Source organism: Streptomyces sp. P6-2-1 (assembly GCF_050613165.1).
Taxonomy (GTDB): Bacteria; Actinomycetota; Actinomycetes; order Streptomycetales; family Streptomycetaceae; genus Streptomyces.
Genome location: NZ_CP192513.1, coordinates 5634722 through 5655374, shown reverse-complemented (window position 1 = coordinate 5655374; position 20653 = coordinate 5634722). Strand labels below are relative to the sequence as shown.

Below are 20653 nucleotides of genomic sequence, written 5' to 3'. Positions count from 1 at the left end.
GTCCGGGCCGCCGTACCGCACATGGCCGAGGTCGCCGACGGGGTACACGCCTATGTGCAGCCCGACGGCGGCTGGTGCCTCAACAACGCCGGGCTCGTGGTCGCCGACGGCGGCGAGAGCCTGCTGGTGGACACCGCGGCCACCGAGCTGCGCGCCCGACTGCTGCGCACCCAGGTGCTGCGGCGGTCGGGCGCCCCGCCTCGCACCCTGGTGAACACCCACTTCCACGGCGACCACACCTTCGGCAACGCGCACTTCCCCGAGGCGCTGATCGTCGCCCACGAGCACACCCGCACCGAGATGGCGGCGGCCGGGCTGCACCTCACCGGCCTGTGGCCGGAGGTGCGGTGGGGCGACCTGGAACTGGCCCTGCCCCAGCTCACCTACCGGGACTCGCTGACGCTGCACGTCGGCGGGGTGCGCGTCGAGCTGATCCAGCTGGGGCCGGCGCACACCACCGCCGACACGGCCGTCTGGCTGCCCGACCGGCGCGTGCTGTTCACCGGTGACCTCGTGATGTCCGGCGTCACGCCGTTCTGTCTGATGGGGTCGGTCTCCGGGTCGCTGCGGGCCATGCGGCGGCTGCGCGCCCTGGGCGCCGAAACGGTCGTGCCGGGCCACGGCCCGGTCGGCGGCCCCGAGCTGATCGACGCGAACGAGGCGTACTTCCGCTGGCTCCACGAGCAGGCCCGGCGGGGCGTGGCCGACGGTCTGACTCCCCTGCGGCTCGCCCGTGAGTGCCGACCCGGGCCGTTCGACCACCTGCTCGACTCCGAACGCCTGGTGCCGAATCTGCACCGGGGCTGTGCGGAGGTGCGCGGAGCGGCGCCCGGCAGCCCCCTCGACGTCGGGGCGCTGTTCAAGGAGATGTCCGTGTTCCACGGCGGACTCCCCGACTGCCACGCATGACCGGCGGGGAGCCCGGGGCCGCACCCCGTGCGCCGGACTCCCCGCACCCACGGCGTTGCCCCGGACAGGCGGTCGGCCGGTCCGGGGCAACGCCGTCTCTTGCCGCTACCCGATCTCGATGCCCTTCAGGTACGTCGCGAAGTCCATCAGCCCCGGGTGCTCGGCGCGCAGCGCGGGAATGTCCGCGCGGTAGCCGTGCCGCTGGAACCACTCGAACATCAGGGCGATCTCCGGCGCGTTGGGGATGTACGGGCTGGCCGCGACCTTGTCCAGCGGGAGTTCCTCGAAGCGGGCCGGCAAACCGGTGCGCCCGGCGAAGGCCTCGGCCACCTCGGTCGCCGTCAGCTCGTCCCCGGCCAGCTCCAGCGACCGCCCCAGATAGTCCTGCGGCCGCTCGAACGCCTCCGCGGCGAAGTGCGCGATGTCCGCGACGGCGACGAACTGCACTCGGGTGTGCGGCTTCAGGGCGAGCCGCACCACCAGCGTGCCGTCCTCCCGGGGCACGCCGTGGGCGGCGAAGTTGTCCATGAAGAACGCCGGGCGCAGCACGGTGTGCGGCACCCCGAGTTCGGCGAGATACCGCTCGATGCCCCGCTTGGAGTCGAAGTGGGGCACGCCGCTGTGCCGTTCGGCGCCGCCCACCGAGCTGTAGACCACGTGGGCCACGCCGGCGGCCAGGGCCGCCCTGGCCACGGCACGCCCCTGGCGGACCTCGCCGCCCAGCCCGGCCGGCGTCATGAAGGTCTGCACCGAAAAGACCCCGCGCACGCCGTCCATCGCGGCCCGCAGCGACGCCTCGTCGTTCAGGTCACCGCGGCGCAGGGTCACGCCGAGTGCCGCGAGCCCGCGGGCCGGCGGCGCGTCCCGATCCCGCACCAGCGCCACCGTGTCCCTTCCCCGGCGCACGAGTTCGCGCGCCACGGCGCCGCCCTGGAGACCGGTGGCCCCGGTGACCAGGACCGGTCCTGCCGTCCTCGCACTCTCGCTCATACCGCACGTCCCTCCGCTCGGTCCGGCGCGAACAGCACCGCGTTCTCCACGGCCCATCGCCGATAGGGGCGCGGCTCGCGTCCCGTGAGGTCGCGCACCGCGGTCGTCGGCCTCGACCAGGGCACCCCGGGGCTGCGCAGCGCGGCCACGTTGGTCACCGCGGCTGCGCGGTCGCCGGTGATCCCGGCGAAGACCTCCACCACCTCCTCGGCGGGCGCCACCGAGAAGTCCAGCTCCCGGCCCAGCACGTCGCCGAGGATCCGCGCCTGCTCGCGCGAGGTGAGCGTCTCCGGGCCGGTGAGCAGGTACGACCGGCCCTCGTGCCCGTCCCGGGTGAGCGCCGCGACGGCGGCCGAGGCGATGTCGTACTCGTCGACGGGCGCCCCGGGGTTGTTCCCGATCCAGCAGCGCACCGCGCCCCGCTCACGCACGGTCCGGGCCCACCAGGAGGTGTTGGCGTGGAACGGGCCTGGGCGCAGGAAGGTCCAGGACGCGCCGGACCGCCGTACCGCCTCCTCTGCGGCCCGATGCTCGTCCGCGATGCCGTGCGGCAGCGGATGCAGGACGCTCGCCGACGACAGCAGCACGATCCGGTCCGTGCCCGCCCTCCTGGCGGCCTCCGCGATGTTGGCCGCCTCGCGCGCCACGTCCCCGGCGAGTACCACCAGCGCCACCGAGACGCCGGTGAAGGCCTCGTCGAGCGAGGCGGGGTCGGCCGGGCTGCCCCCGACCATGTCGACTCCACCGGGCAGTTCGGCGTCCTCGGGCCTGCGGCTCAGCGCGCGGACGCCGTGGCCGAGTCCGAGGAGCTGCCGGATGGCCTCACGGCCGACCTTGCCGGTGGCTCCGGTGACCAGGATCATCCCTCAGGCCCTCCAGCCGCTGGGCTCGGGCCACGGCGACCCGAGCTGCCGGTAGGTGCCCTGGTAGTCGGGCCAGTCACGGTGGTCGCGGATCCGGCCGTCGACGAACCGGATCAGATGGATCTGCTCACCCGAGAAGACCCGCCCGGTGGGAGCCATACCCACCAGATCGCCGACATGCCGGCCGTAGAGCACGAGGTGGGCGCGGACCCAGTCGCCGCGCTCCTCGATCCGTACCTCTTCGAGACGGGCCTCCTCGGAGAACGTCATCCGGAGCCATGTGACGGCCATCGCGAAGGACTCGGGCCCTCGCACATCCATGTGTTCCAACGCCGCCGGGTTCAGGTATTCCGGGTGTATGTATTCGGCGACATCATCGGTGACTCCGGTGTTGTACGCCCTTATCATTCGACGCACGGCATCAATCTGACCGCTCATCTCACTCCTTTCGGACCGCATGGGCTTTCCTGCAATCCTGCGGCAGCACATTGCCGCGAACAAGGCCCAGATTCCTTGTCCCACCCCAGATCCAAAACAATTCGAGCGAGCGTCGAGCAATTCTCCACGCCTCGTCCGGCGGTCCTCGTTTCCGCGCCAGGACGATGAAACAAAGACACTTTCTTCCGCACGAGACGGAGCGAACGAGTGACGAGGGACACCGCCGCTTACAAAGCGAAAGTCACCAACGCCTTCAACGAGGCCGCGGCCATCTACGACCGGATGGGCGTGGAATTCTTCACGCCTATGGGCCGCCGGCTCGTCGAGCGAGCGGCACCGCGCCCCGGCGAGCGAGTGCTCGACATCGGGTGCGGCCTCGGCGCGACCCTGCTGCCCGCCGCCCGGCTGATCGGTCCGGCGGGCCGCGCCCTCGGTGTCGACATCGCCCCGGCGATGGTCGAGGAGGCCCGACGCGAGGCCGGGCGGCAGGGCATCGGCAACGTCGAGGTGCGGGTGATGGACGGTGAGCACCCGGACCTGCCGGCCCGCTCGTTCGACCTGATCCTCGGCAGCTACAGCGTGATCTTCCTGCCGGACGCGCGGGCCGCGCTCGCCCGTTTCGCCCGGCTGCTGGCCGACGGCGGCCGGATCGCCTTCACCAGCCCGGTGTTCGCCCGGGACACCTTCCCCTTCCTGCCGCCGGTGTTCACCGAGCTGATTCCGCTGGGCCTGCTCCGGCACCTGCCCGAGTCCTGGCACCCGGAGCAGCTGCACCGGCAGTTGCACTCCTGGTTGGAGCACCCCGCCGACCTGACGGCGGCCCTGCGGCGGGCCGGGTTCACCGGCGTGCGGATCGCCGACGAGCCGGTGCCGATGACCGCGGCCTCCGGCACGGCGTGGGTCGACTGGTCGCACACCCAGGGCATGCGCCTGCTGTGGCAGCACCTGCCCGGCGAGGAGGCCGCGGCGCTGCGGTCCCGCCTGGTCACCGCGCTCGACGCGCTGCGCGAGGGCGACGGTCCGGTACGGATCGAGGTGCCGGTCCGGTACGTCACCGCGACGGTCGCCCGCTGACCCGGGCACGCACGAGAGCGGAGGGCCGGGGCTGTCCCGGCCCTCCGCTCTCGTGCGTGCCCGGCCGCTCCGGTACGCGCGACGGACGGCGGCGCCGGGGCCCACGAAGGGAACCGGCGCCGCCGCCCGCGCCCGCTTCAGGTCACCGAGAGCGCGCCGTCCACGGCCAGCACGGTGCCATTGGCGTACGCACCCGCCGGCCGGGTCAGCCGTACGATCCACCAGGCGATGTCCTCGGGACGCCCCACCCGACCCGCCGGAATCCGCCCGGCCATCCGCGTCAGGAACCCCTCGTACACCTCGGCGGGCATACCCGCCCGCACACCGACGCCGGTGTCGACCACACCGGGGGCGATGCCCACGCAGCGGATGCCACGCGGGGCGAGTTCCACGGCCCAGGTGCGGGTGAGGAAGTCGAGGGCGGCCTTGGCCATGCCGTAGACGGAGTTCTCCGGCCAGGCCCGGCGGCCGAGCGAGCCCGCCGAGCTGACGTTCACCACGGTGCCCCTGGTCGCCTCCAGCGCGTCCAGCGCGCACTGGGTCAGGAACAGGGGGCCGATCAGGTTCGTGCACAACTGCGCCTCGACAGACGCCCGGTCGAGGGCGTCCAGCGACGCGAACCCGGTGACGGCCGCGTTGTTGACCAGGACGTCGATCCGGCCGAACTCCCGCAGGGCCGCCGAGACGATCTCCTCGGCGGCCTCGGGGGCCCGCACGTCGGCGGTGAGGCAGCGAATCCCGGCGTATCCGTCGGCGGTCTCCCGGAGCGTCCGCGCCGAGCGGCCGACGACCAGCACACGCGCCCCGTCCTCGTGGAACGCGCGCGCGGTGGCGCGGCCGATCCCGGTGCCGCCGCCGGTGACGACGATGGCCCGCTCCTCGCCGCCGGCCACGGTCTCACGCTTCGCCATGTGCCGGAGTCCTTTCCAGCGCCGGGCCCCCGGCCCGGAACGGGGAGATCACGCCGGTCATCGGAAGCAGACCGCGGTGTTGACACCCCGGATGACAGCCTGCTCCGCCTCCTTGGTGAAGTCCGCGCCGAGGGTGATCGACAACTGGACCCGGATGCCGAGGTCACGGGTGGTCGCCGCGAACGTGGCGTACCCGGGGATGCCCGCGCCGTGCCCCCACAGATCGAGGCCGTCATCGTTCTGGAGCTTCATCAGCCCGAGGCCGTAGCCGATACCCATCGGCAGGTCCTTGATCATCTCGCCGGGCAGCGGAGTGGTCATCTCCTTGAACTCCGGCTCGGCGAGCAGTTCTCCGCCGAACAGACCGACCAGGAAGCGGTCCAGGTCCGCCGTGGTCGAGATGATCTCGCCCGCGCAGCCGGCCTCGGAGGGGTTCATCAGGGTGACGTCCTCGGTACGGCCCGCGATCCGCATGTAGCCGTGGGCGTGCGGCCCGGGGATCTCCGGGGCGTCACCCGGCAGCGTGGTGTCCTTCAGCCCGAGCGGCTCCAGGACCCGCTCGCGGATCTCGTCCCGGTACGAGCGGCCGGTCACCTTCCCGATGAGCAGGCCGATGACGAAGTAGTTGGTGTTGCAGTAGGCGAACTCCTCCCCCGGCTCGAACTCCAGCGGCTTGCCGGCCGCGATGGCGATCAGGTCCTCGGGCTCGTAGTGGTTGTAGCGGTCGCGCAGGAAGCGGTCGCCCGGCTTCTGGAAGGAATCGGCGTAGTTGTACAGGCCACTGGTGTGCTGGAGCAGATTTCGGACGGTGATCCGCCCGCCCTGCGGCAGCAGCCCGGGGAGGTAGCTCTCCACGGTGCGGTCCAGCTCGATCCGGCCCTCGGCGACCAGTTGCAGCACCACCACGGAGACGAACGGCTTGGTGATGCAGGAGATCCGGAACCGGCCGTCCTCGGGCACCGGCCGGTCGGTGCCCAGTTCGGCGACGCCGGAGGTGACGACAAACGTGTGCTCCCCCCGGGTGACGCGGAACTGGACACCGGCGGCACCCAGTTCGGCGAGACGGTCGGCCGCGTGCTGGACCGCCTCCCTGTGGGCCGGGACCTGCGAAGTAGCGATGGTCGTCTGCGGCATGTAGGCACACCCCAATGTCGTATGGCGGTTGGTTGCTTCCCTCCACGGAAGCCTGGCGGCCCGCGATGGAGGCCCGGACGCGAGTCGCTCGAACCCCGCTCAGGCGAGGTCGTCGCGGGTCACCACGCGTGTGGCGACCCGGAGTCCGCCGACGACGCGGACCAGCACGTCGTCACAGACACAGACGCGGTGCACCTGCGACTCGCCGCCGGCCGGGGACGCGTACACGATGGCGTACGAACGCACGCGGATCGTGTCGTCCGGCTGCTCCGCGACGTCGAACATGCCGATGAAGTGGCGGTGCCGCGTGCCGCTCGCCGCCAGCTGGGCCGCGGTGCGTCCGGTGGCCGCGGCCAGGGCGGGCCGCCCGACCACCGGCTCGGGCAGCGTGGGCACCTCGAAGGTGGCGTCCTCGGTGAAGGTGGCGGCCCACCGCTCGCACTCGCCGAAGTCCAGCAACTGCATCTGGTGGGCGTAGAACTGCTGCACCTGCGCGTACAGGGCGCCGAACGCTTCCGCGTCCCGCGGCCGGACGGCGGCTCGGGTGGTTGTCGACTGCGTGGTCATGGACTTCTCCGTTCCCTCGTGTCCCGCGTTCTCCGCCACGGTCCGGGACCCGGGTCGAGCGGGCTTCGAGGACACCTCGAAGACCGCGTCTCAAGTGATGTTCGTGCGGCCTTCGAGCTGACCGGGACACGGTCGAAGCCACCATCGCCGCTCGGGAGGCAGACGAATGACGACAGTGACGAACCCGGTAGCCCTGGTCACCGGGGGCACGAGTGGCATCGGCCTGGCCGTGGCCCGGGACCTGGGGCGCCGGGGGAACCGTGTCTTCCTCTGCGCCCGCGACGGGGACAAGGTCGAGCGGACCGTCAAGGAACTGCGCGAGGACGGCCTGGAGGTGGCGGGCGCACAGGCCGACGTGCGCTCCGCCGACTCCGTCGCGCTCCTGGTCCGCTCCGTGATCGACACCTTCGGCCCGGTCAACGTCCTGGTCAACAACGCCGGGCGCAGCGGGGGCGGCCCGACGGCCGGTATCACGGACGAGCTCTGGTACGACGTCATCGACACCAACCTCAACAGCGTCTTCCTGGTGACCCGCGCCGCGCTCACCACCGGCGGCCTGGCGGACGCCGGTTACGGCAGGATCATCAACATCGCCTCGACCGCCGGGAAGCAGGGCGTACTGCTGGGAGCCCCCTACTCCGCCTCGAAGCACGGTGTCGTTGGCTTTACCAAGGCGCTGGGCAGGGAACTGGCCCCGGCCGGTATCACCGTCAACGCCGTGTGTCCCGGCTATGTGGAGACCCCGATGGCCGAACGGGTCCGCCAGGGCTACGCGGCCGCCTGGGGCACCACGCAGGACGACGTACGGCAACGGTTCGAGGCGAAGATCCCGCTCGGGCGCTACTCGACTCCCGAGGAAGTGGCGGGCCTCGTCGGCTACCTGACCACCGAACATGCCGCCTCCATCACGGCACAGGCGCTCAATGTCTGTGGCGGTCTGGGCAACTTCTGATCCGAAAGGGGCTTCTGGATGGCTGCCGAGCGAGTGCACCGCACCAGGCACGAGATCAACGTGGCCGCGCCGGCGAGCGTGGTCTACGGGATCGTCTCCGACGCGGTCACGTGGCCGCTGTACTTCCCGCCGAACGTTCACGTGGAGCAACTGGAGTCCGACGGGCAGCGGGAACGGCTGCGCATGTGGGCCACGGCCAACGGCCGGACCACGTCATGGACCTCACGCCGGGAGCTGGCCCCCGAGGCACGACGGATCGAGTTCCGGCAGGAGCAGTCGGCGGCACCGGTGAAGTCCATGGGCGGGACCTGGATCGTCGAGCCGCGCGGCGCCGCGGCGTCGCGACTGGTCCTGCTGCACGACTTCACCGTGGCAGGCGATTCGGCGGACGACGTGGCGTGGGTGGAGCGTGCGACCGACACCAACAGCCGTGCCGAGCTGGGCAGTCTGAAGGAGCTCGCCGAGCGCTGGACGCGTCTGGGCGACCTCGTGCTGTCCTTCGAGGACTCCGTCCGGGTCGACGGACCGGCCGAGCCGGTCTACGAGTTCCTCTACCGGGTGCGCGACTGGCCGGACCTCGTGCCGCACGTGTCCCGGCTGGACGTGGTGGAGAACGAACCCGGGGTCCAGGCGATGTCGATGGACACCCGCACCGCGGACGGCTCTACACACACCACCGAATCGGTGCGCGTCTGCTTCCCGCATGCAGGGCGCATCGTCTACAAGCAGACGGTGACGCCCGCGCTGATGTCGGCCCACATCGGCGAGTGGCAGGTCGTCCCCGACGTGTCGGGCGTGACGGTCACCTCGCATCACGGTGTGGTCCTGCGCGAGGAGAACATCCCTCGGGTGCTCGGCGAGGGCGCCGGCCTCGCCGAGGCGCGCTCGTACGTGCGCGAGGCGCTCGGCCGCAACAGCACCGCGACTCTCCACCTCGCGAAGGAATATGCCGAGAAATACGCAGAGGGCGCGACCAGGAGTAAAATTTCCCAAATAAAGCTCAACTAAGAATTCCGAAGAAGTCTGGCCGATTTCAGCGGCAGCGGCGCCCGAGCTGACGGTGAACCCGAGTATCGAGGGCGTGAGTGGAGTATCGTCACACCGAGATGAGTTCTTGACTCATCTTTTTGACTCGGCGCAACAGCGCGGAGAGACGGGGAGAATTCATGGAGATCCAGCTTCTGGGTCCCTTCGGGGCGACCATACGAGGTGAATCCATCGTTCCCACGGCTGGGAAGCCGCGGCAGATCCTTGCCCTTCTGGCACTGCACCCGGGCAGGATATTACCGGTGTCCACCCTCATGGACGAGCTGTGGGGTACGGAACCGCCTGCGAGCGCACTGACCACGCTCCAGACGTACATACTCCAGCTCCGCCGCCGCCTGGGCACCGCCCTGGGCCCGGACGCGTTGGGCACGGCGAAGGACGTACTCGCCACCCGGCACGGCGGTTATGTCCTCCAGATGGAGCCGGCGTGCACCGATGTGCGCCAGTACGAGCGCCTGGTGGCCTCCGCGCAGAGCGCTTTCGAGCAGAACCGGGACGAGGAGGCTTCCGCGACCTTCTCCAAGGCCCTGTCCCTGTGGGAAGGCCCGGCGCTCGTCGACGTGCCCGTCGGGCCGGTCCTGGAGATCGAGGTCATGCGGCTGGAGGAGTCCCGTCTGGTCGCCACGGAGCGCCGGATCGACGCCGATCTACGGCTGGGCAAGCACTCCCGGCTGATCGCCGAGCTGTTCGACCTGATCTCCCGTCATCCGCAACACGAGGGCCTGCACTCCCAGGTGATGGTCGCCCTCTACCGCTCCGGCCGCCAGGCGTCCGCCCTGAGCGTCTACCGCGATCTGCGCACCCGGCTGATCGAGGAACTGGGCGTGGAACCCTCACCACAGCTGCAACGGCTCCACCAGGCCATCCTCACCGTCGACAGCCGCCTCGATCTCCTCACCGATGAACGCCGAGGCTCCACGTTCGACTTGTACGCGGCCTGACCACCCTTCCGGTCCCGGCTCTGCCGTCCTCAAGGGAACGGCGGAGTCGGCCGGACGCAGGGAGCCTTGGAGGTCCGGGGGGACGACTCGCTCGACGCGCACGCTCGGTCGTCGGAGAACCACCACCGAGCGCGGGACGTCGCCCCCTGCGCATGCGGGCGACGGCGTCACCACCTCGTCCAGGGGGATGTCTCGCCGACGAGGACATCGAGGCCCGGACGGCCCCCACACAGAGGTCGATGAGCATGAGGACGTCACACGAGGGCAGGCAGTCGCCGTACCAGCAGGATGCCGGCGCCCCGCCACGGCCGGGGACGCCCGCAGCCCTGCCGCAGGGCTGCGGCGACAAACAGGTCGCGGCGAAGCGCTCTTCACCCCCGCGCCGTCTACGCCGAGCCGCAGGTGAAGACGCGTAGCGGAAGCCTGTGAAGTGCTCCATGCGGAGCAATGCTCATGCCTTGCGGATCAGCCCCCGGGCGGCGCGTGAAAGGCGGAGATCGATTGAAGGTCATCGAGTAGGCCCGTGTTTCGCCGCACGGGTCGGGAAAGCATGCCCGTGCTCAGCGCCGTCAACGAAGAGGGCACCACCGCAAGCGGTTCGCTGATCGACGAGATGGTGCGGGAAGGCGCCCGCCGGATGCTCGCCGCCGCTCTGGCGACGGTGTTCAAGCCGGCCGAGGCCGCCCGAGCCTCAACTCACCCACCGGTTCGGAAAATTACCCCGACCTGTCGCCGTATAGCCCAAGGCCCGGAGAGAAGACCTCACGCGCTACCCGACGGATCGAGCCGCACACTCGCGCCGCTGAACCGCGGGTGAACCACGTGGCGGCTACCTGAAACAGGCTCCACGCGGTGACCTCCGGGAAACAGGCCGACCACCACCGACCACATCTGGGAAACACAAGAAATCCGCAGGTCAGACGCCCTTTGTCGCGGGCTCCAAAATCGCCACGCACTCGAAGTGCTGCGTCATCGGGAACAGGTCGAATGCCCGCAGGACGCGGACGCGGTAGCCGTTCTCGGCGAAGTGTTTGAGGTCGCGGGCGAGGGCGGCGGGGTCGCAGGCGATGTAGGCGATGCGGCGGGGCGCGAGGGTGGTGAGGTGGCGGACGGTGGCCTTGCCGGCGCCGGCGCGTGGGGGGTCGAGGACGATGAGGTCGGCCTCGGTGATGCCGGTGCGGGGGAGGACCTGGTCGACCTTGCCCTGTTCGATGCGGACGCGGGGGTAGTCGGCGAGGTTGTGGCGGGCGTCCTCGACGGCGCGCTTGGAGGTCTCGATGCCGAGGACCGCGCCCTTCTCGCCGACGCGGTCGGCGAGCGCTCCGGCGAAGAGGCCGACGCCGCAGTACAGGTCGAGCGCCGTCTCCCCCTTGCGCGGGGTCAGGCCCTGCATCGCGGCGCGCACCAGCGTGTCCGCCGCCTTCGGGTGGACCTGCCAGAAGCCGCCGTTGCCGACGCGCCAGGTGTGCTCGTCGGCGCGCTCGCGGACGAAGGCGCGCCCGTGGACGCGGTGGACGCCGCCGTCCTTCTCGTCGACGCGCAGGACGGAGACGGGCTTGTCCAGGGCGACGATCGGCAGGCGCGCTCCGGGGCGCGGGGTGAGGATGACCTGGCGGTCCTGGGAACCGGTCGCCGCGATCGCCTCGACCGTGTCCATGCCGCTCCAGTCGCGCGCCTCGACGCCGAGTTCGCTGACGCCCTCGGCGGCGATGAGGCAGCGGTCGATCGGCTCGACCTCGTGGGAACGGTGGCGGCGCAGGCCCGCGTGACCGGCCTCGTCGATCGCGTACTGGACGCGCGTGCGCCAGGCCGGGACCTCTCCGGCGGGGAGCTTGTCGCCCTCGGCCGGGAGCACGGTGCCGTCCCAGTTGGCCTGCTCGGGCGTGAGCCCGGCGAGGCGTTCGAGCTGTTCGCGCAGGACATCGGCCTTGAGACGGCGCTGCGCGCCCGGCTTCGCGTGCTGCCAGTCGCAGCCGCCGCAGCGCCCGGGGCCCGCGAAGGGGCACGGGGCATCGACGCGGTCCTTCGACGCCTCGATGATCTCGACCGCGTCGGCGCGCAGGAAGCGGGAGTCCTCGGCGCCGTCGGTGATGCGCGCGACGACGCGCTCGCCGGGCAGCGTGTGCCGTACGAAGAGGACGCGGCCCTCCTGCGTACGCGCGACGCAGTGGCCGCCGTGCGCGACGGGGCCGACCTCGACCTCGTACTCCTGACCCACCAGGGAGGCCCCGGACTGCGGTTTCTTCGGTTCTGCCTGCATGGGGCGGGGGCTCCTGAAAGTGGTGGTGCGGGTACGCGGGCGGCCGATGGGGGCAGCAGCCTTCCAGTCTACGGGGCTGCCGTCCCCCGTACGGACCACGGGCGGTCTCAGTCCTTCGGCCTGCCCCCGCCTCCCGTGCCCGCCGGTTCCTTCGCCCTGCGCTCGACGGGGCCGCGGCGCACGGCTCCGGGCGCGGACCAGTTCTGGCGGCGGCGGACGCGGCGCTTGGCGGCCTCGGAGGATTCGAGCTGGTAGGGGACGGAGGTGACCATGACGCCGGGGCTGAAGAGCAGGCGGCCCTTGAGGCGCAGGGCGCTCTGGTTGTGAAGCAGGTGCTCGTACCAATGCCCGACGACGTACTCGGGGATGATCACGCTCACGACGTCGCGCGGGTTCTCCTTGCGGAGCCGCTTCACGTACTCGATGACGGGGCGCGTGACCTCGCGGTACGGGGAGTCGAGGATCTTGAGGGGGACCTCGATGCCGCGCTGCTCCCACTCGGCGCGCAGCGCCTTCGTCTCGGTCGGGTCGACGCCGACCGTGAGGGCTTCGAGCGAGTCGGCGCGCATGAGGCGCGCGTAGGACAGTGCTCGTATCGTCGGGCGGCCCAGCCGGGAGACGAGGACGACGCTGTGCACGCGCGAGGGGCGCAGGATGTCCTCGGTGTCCTCGCCGGGGGGAGGCAGCGCGATCTCCTCGCTGATGCGGTCGTAGTGCTTGCGGATCGCCGTCATCACTCCGTAGAAGATGACCATGCCGAGGACGGCGACCCAGGCGCCGTGCGTGAACTTCGTGATGAGGACGACGACGAGGACGATGCCGGTGAGGACGGCGCCGAAGGCGTTGATGGCGCGCGAGCGGTGCATCCGGCGGCGCGCGGCCTCGTCGCGCTCGGTGGCGAGGAGGCGGTTCCAGTGCCGCACCATGCCGGTCTGGCTGAGCGTGAAGGAGACGAAGACGCCGACGATGTAGAGCTGGATGAGGCGCGTGGACTCGGCCCCGTACACCGCGAGGAGGAACCCGGCGGCGCCCGCGAGGAGGACGATGCCGTTGGAGAAGGCGAGCCGGTCGCCGCGCGTGTGGAGCTGGCGGGGCAGGTAGCGGTCCTGGGCGAGGATCGAGCCGAGCAGCGGGAAGCCGTTGTACGCGGTGTTCGCGGCGAGGAAGAGGACGAGCGCGGTCGCCGCCGCGAGCACGACGAAGAAGAAGGTGCCGTCGCCGAAGACGGCGGAGGCGACCTGGGTGATGACCGGGTCCTGCACGAAGCCCGCGCCCACGGGGACGCCGTGGTGCAGGAGGTCGACGGCCGGGTTCTCCGCCATCCGTACGTGCGAGGCCATCGCGAGCCCGACGATCCCGCAGAACATCGTGACCGCGAGCAGGCCCATGAGGGCGAGGGTCGCGGCGGCGTTCTTGCTCTTGGGCCTGCGGAAGGCGGGGACGCCGTTGCTGATCGCCTCGACGCCGGTGAGCGCGGCGCAGCCCGAGGAGAAGGCGCGCAGGAGGAGGAAGACGAGCGCGAAACCGGCGAGGCCCTGGTGTTCGGCCTTGACCGTGTAGTCGGAGGTCGGCGCGCTCAGGTCCTCGCCCATGAGGACGCCGCGCACGATCCCCCAGACGATCATGAGGAAGACGCCGCCGACGAAGACGTACGTGGGGATCGCGAAGAGCTTGCCCGACTCCCGTACACCTCGCAGGTTCATGACAGTGAGGAGGAACACGACGACGAGCGCGCACAGCACCTTGTGCTGGACGACGAAGGGGATGGCGGAGCCGAGGTTCTCGACGCCCGAGGAGACGGAGACGGCGACGGTCATCACGTAGTCGACGAGCAGGGCGCTCGCCACGGTGAGTCCGGCGCGCGGCCCGAGGTTCGTCGTGGCGACCTCGTAGTCGCCGCCGCCGCTCGGGTACGCGTGGACGTTCTGGCGGTACGAGGCGACCACCGTGAACATGAGGACGACCACGGCCGCGGCGATCCAGGGGCTGAAGTGGTAGGCCGACACGCCCGCGACCGAGAGCACCAGCAGTACCTCGCCGGGCGCGTACGCCACGGAGGAGAGCGGGTCCGATGCGAAGACGGGGAGAGCGATGCGCTTGGGCAGCAGGGTCTCGCCGAGCCTGTCACTGCGCAGTGCGCGCCCGATGAGGAGCCGTTTGGGCACGTCGGTCAATTTGGACACGGCGGCGATCCTAAGGGCTCGAACAGGCGCGCACCCACCTCCCACCCCCGTCCTTGCGAAGTCCTAACGCGTACGCGCGAACCTTGACGCCTGCTTGACGCGACACGGGTCCGGTGGGCGGGCGGATATGTACCTGCCGTGCGACGTGTGTAGCTTGGCCCCTTGTCCGGAAGCGTGGGCCGGTCCGTCTGCACGGCGGGCCGGTTCCCCGGACCTGGCCCGCGAGCGAAGGGCCGCCCGAGTCGATTCAGCCGGAAGGACGGTCGTGCACATCGTCATTATGGGCTGCGGGAGAGTGGGTTCCGCTCTCGCGCAGACCTTGGAGCAGCAGGGGCACACGGTCGCCGTCGTCGACCGCGACCCCACCGCCTTCCGCCGTCTCGGCTCAGGGTTCGGCGGGCGGCGGGTGACCGGCATCGGCTTCGACCAGGACACCCTCCGCGAGGCGGGCATCGAGGAGGCGGGGGCCTTCGCCGCCGTCAGCAGCGGCGACAACTCCAACATCATCGCGGCGCGGGTCGCCCGCGAGATGTTCGGCATCGAGCACGTCGCCGCCAGGATCTACGACCCGCGCCGCGCCGAGGTCTACCAGCGGCTCGGCATCCCGACGGTCGCGACGGTGCGGTGGACGGCCGACCAGATGCTGCGGCGCCTGCTGCCCTCGGGCGCGGAGCCGCTGTGGCGGGACCCGACGGGCGCGGTGCAGCTCGCCGAGGTGTACGCGACCGAGGCGTGGGTCGGGCACAAGGTGAGCCGGCTCCAGGAGGAGACCGGGGTGCGGGTCGCGTTCCTCACGCGGCTCGGCGAGGCGATGCTGCCGACCTCGCAGACGGTGGTGCAGGACGGGGACCTCGTGCACGTGATGATGCGGACCGGGGACGTGGAGCGGGTCGAGGCGGCCTTCGCCGAGGGTCCGCAGGAAGGCGGTCAGTGATGAGGATCGCCATCGCGGGGGCAGGGGCCGTGGGCCGTTCCATCGCCGGGGAACTCCTGGAGAACGGGCACGAGGTCCTGCTCATCGACAAGACGCCCACGGCGATCTCGGTGGAGCGGGTGCCGCGCGCGGAGTGGCTGCTCGCCGACGCCTGCGAGATCACCTCGCTCGATGAGGCGGCGCTCCAGCGCTGCAACGTCGTGATCGCGGCGACGGGTGACGACAAGGTCAACCTCGTGGTCTCGCTGCTCGCCAAGACGGAGTACGCGGTGCCGCGTGTGGTCGCGCGCGTCAACAACCCGAAGAACGAGTGGCTCTTCAACGAGTCCTGGGGCGTGGACGTCGCCGTCTCGACGCCGCGCCTGATGTCGGCGCTGGTCGAGGAGGCGGTGAGTGTCGGCGATCTCGTACGGCTGCTGCGCTTCAGCCACGGGGACGCGAACCTCGTGGAGCTGACGCTGCCGCCCGAGTCCGAGCTGGCCGGGACGCGGGTCGGGGAGGTGCGGTGGCCCGAGGACACGTCGCTCGTGACGATCATCCGGGGGACACGGGTGCTGGCGCCGACCGTCGAGGACCATCTGGAGGCGGGTGACGAGCTGCTGTTCGTCGCGGCGCAGTCGCGGGAGGAGCAGCTCGAAGCGTTGCTGTCGGGGCGGGGGGACGGGGTCGGCCAGGAGGAGTAGTCCGGCCGGCCCCGGGGGTCCGGGGGCGGTGCCCCCGGACCCCCGGGGCCGGGTTCGGGGCTCCGCCCCGGGCCCCGCTCCTCAATCGCCGGAGGGGCTTGACTTACCCGCGCGTTCCGCCTCTTCGGCCGCCTCCATCTCCGCGAAGACGTCGATCGGCGGCGGTGCCTTGGCCAGGAAGATCCAGGTGAGCCAGACGGCGAGGAGGAAGGGGGGGATCTTGAGGGCGACGAGGACCCAGCCCAGTGAGGTCGTGTCCCCCCACCAGTAGAGCGGGAAGAGGATCGCGCACTTCAGGAGGAGGATCAGGCCCCAGGCCCAGCTGGAGCGCGCGTACGCCTTCTTGCGGCCCGGGTTGCGGGTGCGCCAGGAGAGGTTCTCCTTGAAGATCGGGCCCAGGATGAGGCCGATCAGCGGGACACCGGCGAGCGTCGTGAGGATGTAGGCGAGTGCCAGGCCGAAGGTGTACACCATGCCCGGCAGGTAGAAGTCCTTCGCGTTGCCCGTGAACATCGCGAAGAGGACGCCGAAGCCGACGCCGAAGACGCCGGAGAAGGCGTGCTTGATGGTGCCGCGCTGCACGAGCCGCGCGAGCCCGAGCAGGATCGAGACACCGAGCGCCGAGAAGGCGGAGATCTTCAGGTCCTTGTTGATCGTGAAGATCGTGACGAAGAGCAGCCCGGGAACGACCGTTTCGATCATGCCGCGCAGGCCGCCGAAGGCTTCGAGCAGCGCGGCCTCGGTCACCGCGCGGTCGGCGGCCTCCTGGGGTGTATCGCCCGGTGGTCCGTCCTGCTTCCGGTGGCTGGTCGGCTTGTCGAGGGACGTCACCGGTTACTCCCGTCCGAGGGGCTTGAGTTCGTACTTCGGGTTGAACAGCACCCTACGGCCATGATTCATGCAGACCCGGCCCGAGGCGATCAGCTTGCGCCCGGGCTCTATCCCCGTGATGGAGCGCCTGCCGAGCCATACGACGTCGAGCGGGGCCGTGCCGTCGAAGAGTTCGGCCTCCAGCGCGGGGACCCCGGCGCGTGGCCGCAGGGTGACCGTGCGCAAGGTACCAGTTACGGTGACGAGCTGCCGGTCGCCCGTCGCGGCGATGCGGGTGCAGCCCGTGGTCGTCTGGGCATCCTCCTGGAGTTCTTCGGACTCCAGCTCCTCCTGCGGCGTGGAGAGGCGGTCCAGCATGCGGCGCAGCCGGCCTGCCGGTCGTTCCGCCTTCTCCGGCCTGCCGGGCCTGGGAGTTCCGCTCATGATGCGCAGCCTATCGGGGGGACGAGGGGAGGGGTTTCCCCGTGTTCGCTCTTCTTCCCCGCGCTCGTTCCACGAACCCGGGGGTCACTTCTCGAACCGGTACCCCATGCCCGGCTCGGTGAGGAAGTGCCGGGGATGGGCGGGGTCCTTCTCCAGTTTCCTCCGCAACTGTGCCATGTACACGCGGAGGTAGTTGGTCTCGGTGCCGTACGAGGGGCCCCAGACCTCCTGGAGCAGCTGTTTCTGCCCGACGAGGCGGCCCGCGTCGCGCACCAGGACCTCCAGGAGGTGCCACTCGGTGGGGGTGAGACGGATGTCCCTGCCCTCGCGCCGCACCTTCTTCGCCGCGAGGTCCACGTGGAAGTCCTCCGTCTCGACGACGCTCTCGCCCTCTCCTCCGGCGGGCTCGGCGCGGCGTACCGCGGCACGGAGGCGGGCGAGCAGCTCGTCCATGCCGAAGGGCTTGGTGACGTAGTCGTCGGCGCCCGCGTCGAGCGCCTCGACCTTCTCGTCGGAGCTGTGCCGCGCGGAGAGCACGAGGATCGGCACGCGGGTCCAGCCGCGCAGTCCCCTGATCACCTCGACCCCGTCCATGTCGGGCAGCCCGAGGTCGAGCACGACGACGTCGGGGTGGCGCGCGGCGGCGAGCTGAAGGGCGGCGGCACCGTCGGCGGCGGCGTCCACCTCGTAGTGGCGCGCCCTGAGGTTGATCACGAGGGCGCGGACGATCTGCGGCTCGTCGTCCACCACCAGCACGCGGGTCATGAACGAGCCGCCTTTCTGTCGGTCATCGCGGCGGTCGGCTGATCCCGCGGGGTGTCTTCGGGCGGTACGGGGGCGGGATGGCCTTCCCTCGGGGCCGCGGCTGCCTCGCGCACCGGCAGTGTGAGGACCATCGTGAGGCCACCGCCCGGGGTGTCCTCGGCGGAGAGGGTGCCGCCGAGTGCCTCGGTGAAGCCGCGCGCGACGGCGAGGCCGAGGCCCACGCCGGAGCCGCGCGGAGCGTCCCCGTGGCGCTGGAAGGGCTCGAAGATGCGCTCCTTGGCCTCGTCGGGGACGCCGGGACCGCGGTCGACGACGCGGAGTTCGAGGCGGTCGCCGAGGGTGCTCGCCGCGACGAGGACGGGCGTGCGGGGCGGGCTGTACTTGACGGCGTTCTCGACGACGTTGCCGACCGCGCGCTCCAGGAGCCCCGCGTCGACGGCGACCATCGGCAGCGTCTCGGGCACGTCGAGGTCGACGAGCGCGTCGGGGGGCAGTCCGCCGAGTGCCATCGGGACGACCTCGTCGAGGTCGATCTCGCGGATGAGCGGGGTCACGGTGCCGGTCTGGAGGCGGGACATGTCGAGGAGGTTGCCCACGAGGTGGTCGAGACGGTCGGCGCCGTTCTCGATGGCCTCCTGGAGGGCGTCGCGGTCCTCGTCGGACCATGCGACGTCCTCGGCGCGCAGCGAGGTCACCGCGGCCTTGATGGCGGCGAGCGGCGTGCGCAGGTCGTGGCTGACGGCGGCGAGCAGCGCCGTGCGGATGCGGTTGCCCTCGGCGAGCGTACGGGCCTGGCGGGCCTGGCGCTGGAGTCGCTCGCGGTCCAGGACGACGGCCGACTGGGCGGCGAAGGCGGCCAGGACACGGCGGTCGGCGGCGGGCAGGACGCGCCCCGACAGGGCGAGCGCCATGTGGTCGCCCACCGGCATGTCCACGTCGGCGTCCTCGGGGCGCGCGGCGGGTGCGGGGCCCACGCTCCCCGCCGGGGTCCAGGGCTCGCGGTCGCCCTGGCGTTCCAGGAGGGCCACGGAGTGCATCGCGAAGGTCTCGCGGACGCGGTCGAGGAGCGCGTCGAGCGTCGTCTCGCCCCGCAGCACGTCCCCCGCGAGGAAGGAGAGGATCTCCGACTCGGCGCGCAGCCGCGCCGCCTGGTGGGTGCGGCGGGCCGCGAGGTCGACGACGGAGGCGACCGCGACGGCCACGGCGAAGAAGATGACGATCGCGACGATGTTCGAGGGGTCACTGATGGTGAACGTGCGCGTCGGCGGTGTGAACCAGAAGTTCAGGAGGAGCGAGCCGACGGCCGCGGAGGCGAGCGCGGGGCCGAGGCCGCCGAGGAGCGCGGCGCCCACGGTGAGGAAGAGGAAGAGCAGGACGTCGTTGGCGAGGCCCGGCCCCTCGTGGAGCGCGCGCAGGACGAGGGCGAGCAGCACGGGTCCCCCGACGCCGACGAGCCAGCCCGCGAGGATGCGGGAGCGGCCGAGGCGGGCGCCGCGCGCGACGGGCAGGCCGCGGCCCTTCGCCGCCGCCTCGTGCGTGACGATGTGGACGTCCAGGTCGGGGCCCGACTCGCGGGCGACCGTCATGCCGACGCCGGGTCCCAGCGCGTACTGCCAGCTGCGGCGGCGCGAGGAGCCGAGGACGACCTGCGTGGCGTTGACGCCCTTCGCGAAGTCGAGGAGCGCGGCGGGTATGTCGTCGCCTATGACGTGGTGGAAGGTGCCGCCGAGGTCCTCGACGAGGGTGCGCTGGACGGCCAGTTCCTTGGGGCTCGCGGAGGTGAGGCCGTCGCTGCGGGCGATGTAGACGGCGAGGATCTCGCTGCCCGAGCCCTTCGCGGCCATGCGCGCGGCACGGCGGATGAGGGTGCGCCCCTCGGGGCCGCCCGTGATGCCGACGACGATGCGTTCGCGGGCCTGCCAGGTGGATTCGATGTTGTGCTCGCCCCGGTACTGCTGGAGGTACTCGTCGACGCGGTCGGCGGTCCACAGGAGGGCGAGTTCGCGCAGCGCGGTGAGGTTGCCGGGGCGGAAGTAGTTGGCGAGGGCCGCGTCGACCTTGTCGGGCGCGTGGACGTTGCCGTGCGCGAGGCGGCGGCGCAGCGCCTGGGGCGACATGTCGACCAGCTCGATCTGGTCCGCGCGGCGCACGACCTCGTCGGGCACGGTCTCGTCCTGGCCGACCCCGGTGATCGACTCGACGACGTCGCCGAGCGATTCGAGGTGCTGGATGTTGACGGTCGAGACGACGTCGATCCCCGCGGCGAGCAGCTCTTCGACGTCCTGCCAGCGCTTGGCGTTGCGGGCCCCTGGGACGTTGGTGTGGGCGAGTTCGTCGACGAGGACGACGGCGGGGGCGCGGCGCAGGATCGCGTCGACGTCCATCTCGGTGCGCGCGGCGTCACGGCGCGCGTGGTGGGCGCGCGGCAGCTCTTCGAGCCCGGTGAGCAGTGCTTCGGTACGGGGGCGGGCGTGGTGCTCGACGTAGCCGACCACGACGTCGGTGCCGCGCTCCAGGCGCCGGTGGGCCTCGGCGAGCATGGCGTACGTCTTGCCGACGCCGGGGGCGGAGCCGAGGTAGATACGGAGTTTGCCGCGGGCCATGCGTGCCATTGTCCGTGGTGACGGCCGCTGGTGTCGCCCCGGCCGGGTTCGCGGCGGCGACCTTGACGCGACCCTGACGCCCACGCGCGGCCGGCCCTCGCGCGGCTCCGCCCCGGACCCCGCTCCTCAAACGCCGGAGGGGCTG

Annotated in this window: 20 protein-coding genes; 8 read left to right on the top strand and 12 right to left on the bottom strand. The window is 71.3% G+C overall.

Annotated features, from left to right (window positions below):
• Positions 1-21 precede the first annotated feature (21 nt).
• Positions 22-909: an MBL fold metallo-hydrolase gene (locus ACQYWQ_RS24035; protein WP_431039321.1), complete on the top strand. Its 888-nt coding sequence runs from the start codon at positions 22-24 to the stop codon at positions 907-909.
• Positions 910-1014: 105 nt separating this feature from the next.
• Here ACQYWQ_RS24035 and ACQYWQ_RS24030 read toward each other — a convergent pair whose 3' ends face one another.
• From ACQYWQ_RS24030 to ACQYWQ_RS24020, 3 genes are read right to left on the bottom strand one after another with little or no spacing between them, the layout of a single operon-like run.
• Complete coding sequence (locus ACQYWQ_RS24030) at positions 1015-1899, bottom strand: NmrA/HSCARG family protein (protein ID WP_431037379.1); 885 nt, start codon at positions 1897-1899, stop codon at positions 1015-1017.
• Positions 1896-2762: an SDR family oxidoreductase gene (locus ACQYWQ_RS24025; RefSeq protein ID WP_431037378.1), complete on the bottom strand. Its 867-nt coding sequence runs from the start codon at positions 2760-2762 to the stop codon at positions 1896-1898. Before ACQYWQ_RS24025 ends, ACQYWQ_RS24030 begins: the two co-directional genes overlap by 4 nt.
• 3 nt (positions 2763-2765) lie before the next feature.
• A complete protein-coding gene (locus ACQYWQ_RS24020; RefSeq protein WP_121790980.1) occupies positions 2766-3200 on the bottom strand; it encodes an ester cyclase in 435 nt (144 codons plus the stop codon).
• 207 nt (positions 3201-3407) lie between these two features.
• Here ACQYWQ_RS24020 and ACQYWQ_RS24015 point away from each other — a divergent pair, with 207 nt between their 5' ends.
• A complete protein-coding gene (locus tag ACQYWQ_RS24015; RefSeq protein ID WP_431037376.1) occupies positions 3408-4274 on the top strand; it encodes a class I SAM-dependent methyltransferase in 867 nt (288 codons plus the stop codon).
• A gap of 137 nt (positions 4275-4411) precedes the next feature.
• On the opposite strand, the gene ACQYWQ_RS24010 is transcribed toward ACQYWQ_RS24015, so the two are convergent.
• From ACQYWQ_RS24010 to ACQYWQ_RS24000, 3 genes are all read right to left on the bottom strand, one after another.
• Positions 4412-5185 carry an SDR family NAD(P)-dependent oxidoreductase gene (locus tag ACQYWQ_RS24010; protein ID WP_431037374.1) on the bottom strand — a complete coding sequence of 258 codons (774 nt, stop codon included), beginning with the start codon at positions 5183-5185 and terminating at the stop codon, positions 4412-4414.
• Positions 5186-5242: 57 nt separating this feature from the next.
• Complete coding sequence (locus ACQYWQ_RS24005) at positions 5243-6319, bottom strand: serine hydrolase domain-containing protein (RefSeq protein ID WP_431037373.1); 1077 nt, start codon at positions 6317-6319, stop codon at positions 5243-5245.
• 99 nt (positions 6320-6418) lie between these two features.
• Positions 6419-6886 (bottom strand): aromatic-ring-hydroxylating dioxygenase subunit beta, encoded by a 468-nt coding sequence (locus tag ACQYWQ_RS24000; RefSeq protein ID WP_431037371.1) that lies wholly within the window; start codon positions 6884-6886, stop codon positions 6419-6421.
• A gap of 166 nt (positions 6887-7052) precedes the next feature.
• On the opposite strand from ACQYWQ_RS24000, the gene fabG reads away from it, so the two are divergent.
• The 4 genes from fabG (at position 7053) to ACQYWQ_RS23980 (ending at position 10643) form a co-directional block, all read left to right on the top strand.
• Positions 7053-7838 carry a 3-oxoacyl-ACP reductase FabG gene (gene fabG, locus ACQYWQ_RS23995; protein WP_431037370.1) on the top strand — a complete coding sequence of 262 codons (786 nt, stop codon included), beginning with the start codon at positions 7053-7055 and terminating at the stop codon, positions 7836-7838.
• A gap of 18 nt (positions 7839-7856) precedes the next feature.
• Positions 7857-8846: an aromatase/cyclase gene (locus ACQYWQ_RS23990; protein WP_431037369.1), complete on the top strand. Its 990-nt coding sequence runs from the start codon at positions 7857-7859 to the stop codon at positions 8844-8846.
• A 158-nt stretch (positions 8847-9004) separates the two neighbouring features.
• Positions 9005-9826: an AfsR/SARP family transcriptional regulator gene (locus ACQYWQ_RS23985; protein WP_431037368.1), complete on the top strand. Its 822-nt coding sequence runs from the start codon at positions 9005-9007 to the stop codon at positions 9824-9826.
• A 550-nt stretch (positions 9827-10376) separates the two neighbouring features.
• Positions 10377-10643 (top strand): hypothetical protein, encoded by a 267-nt coding sequence (locus ACQYWQ_RS23980; protein WP_431039420.1) that lies wholly within the window; start codon positions 10377-10379, stop codon positions 10641-10643.
• 99 nt (positions 10644-10742) lie between these two features.
• Here the strand turns inward: ACQYWQ_RS23980 and ACQYWQ_RS23975 are convergent, their stop codons facing one another.
• Together ACQYWQ_RS23975 and ACQYWQ_RS23970 are read right to left on the bottom strand one after the other, a co-directional pair.
• On the bottom strand, positions 10743-12086 hold the full coding sequence (locus ACQYWQ_RS23975; protein WP_431037367.1) for a class I SAM-dependent RNA methyltransferase: 1344 nt from the start codon (positions 12084-12086) through the stop codon (positions 10743-10745).
• 107 nt (positions 12087-12193) lie between these two features.
• Positions 12194-14269, bottom strand: a complete 2076-nt coding sequence (locus ACQYWQ_RS23970) for an APC family permease (protein ID WP_431037365.1) — start codon at positions 14267-14269, stop codon at positions 12194-12196.
• A gap of 265 nt (positions 14270-14534) precedes the next feature.
• On the opposite strand from ACQYWQ_RS23970, the gene ACQYWQ_RS23965 reads away from it, so the two are divergent.
• Entirely contained in the window at positions 14535-15203 is a 669-nt protein-coding gene (locus ACQYWQ_RS23965; RefSeq protein WP_431037364.1) for a potassium channel family protein, read from the top strand.
• Positions 15203-15886 (top strand): potassium channel family protein, encoded by a 684-nt coding sequence (locus tag ACQYWQ_RS23960; protein WP_129287420.1) that lies wholly within the window; start codon positions 15203-15205, stop codon positions 15884-15886. The genes ACQYWQ_RS23965 and ACQYWQ_RS23960 overlap by 1 nt, the downstream gene beginning before the upstream one ends.
• An 81-nt stretch (positions 15887-15967) precedes the next feature.
• Here ACQYWQ_RS23960 and ACQYWQ_RS23955 read toward each other — a convergent pair whose 3' ends face one another.
• The 4 genes from ACQYWQ_RS23955 to ACQYWQ_RS23940 form a co-directional block, all read right to left on the bottom strand.
• Positions 15968-16717: a DUF3159 domain-containing protein gene (locus ACQYWQ_RS23955; protein WP_431037362.1), complete on the bottom strand. Its 750-nt coding sequence runs from the start codon at positions 16715-16717 to the stop codon at positions 15968-15970.
• 3 nt (positions 16718-16720) lie between these two features.
• Positions 16721-17140 carry an OB-fold nucleic acid binding domain-containing protein gene (locus tag ACQYWQ_RS23950; protein WP_431037360.1) on the bottom strand — a complete coding sequence of 140 codons (420 nt, stop codon included), beginning with the start codon at positions 17138-17140 and terminating at the stop codon, positions 16721-16723.
• Between the two features lie 84 nt (positions 17141-17224).
• Positions 17225-17905 (bottom strand): response regulator, encoded by a 681-nt coding sequence (locus ACQYWQ_RS23945; RefSeq protein WP_431037359.1) that lies wholly within the window; start codon positions 17903-17905, stop codon positions 17225-17227.
• Positions 17902-20508, bottom strand: a complete 2607-nt coding sequence (locus ACQYWQ_RS23940; RefSeq protein ID WP_431037358.1) for an ATP-binding protein — start codon at positions 20506-20508, stop codon at positions 17902-17904. Before ACQYWQ_RS23940 ends, ACQYWQ_RS23945 begins: the two co-directional genes overlap by 4 nt.
• Positions 20509-20653: the final 145 nt, after the last annotated feature.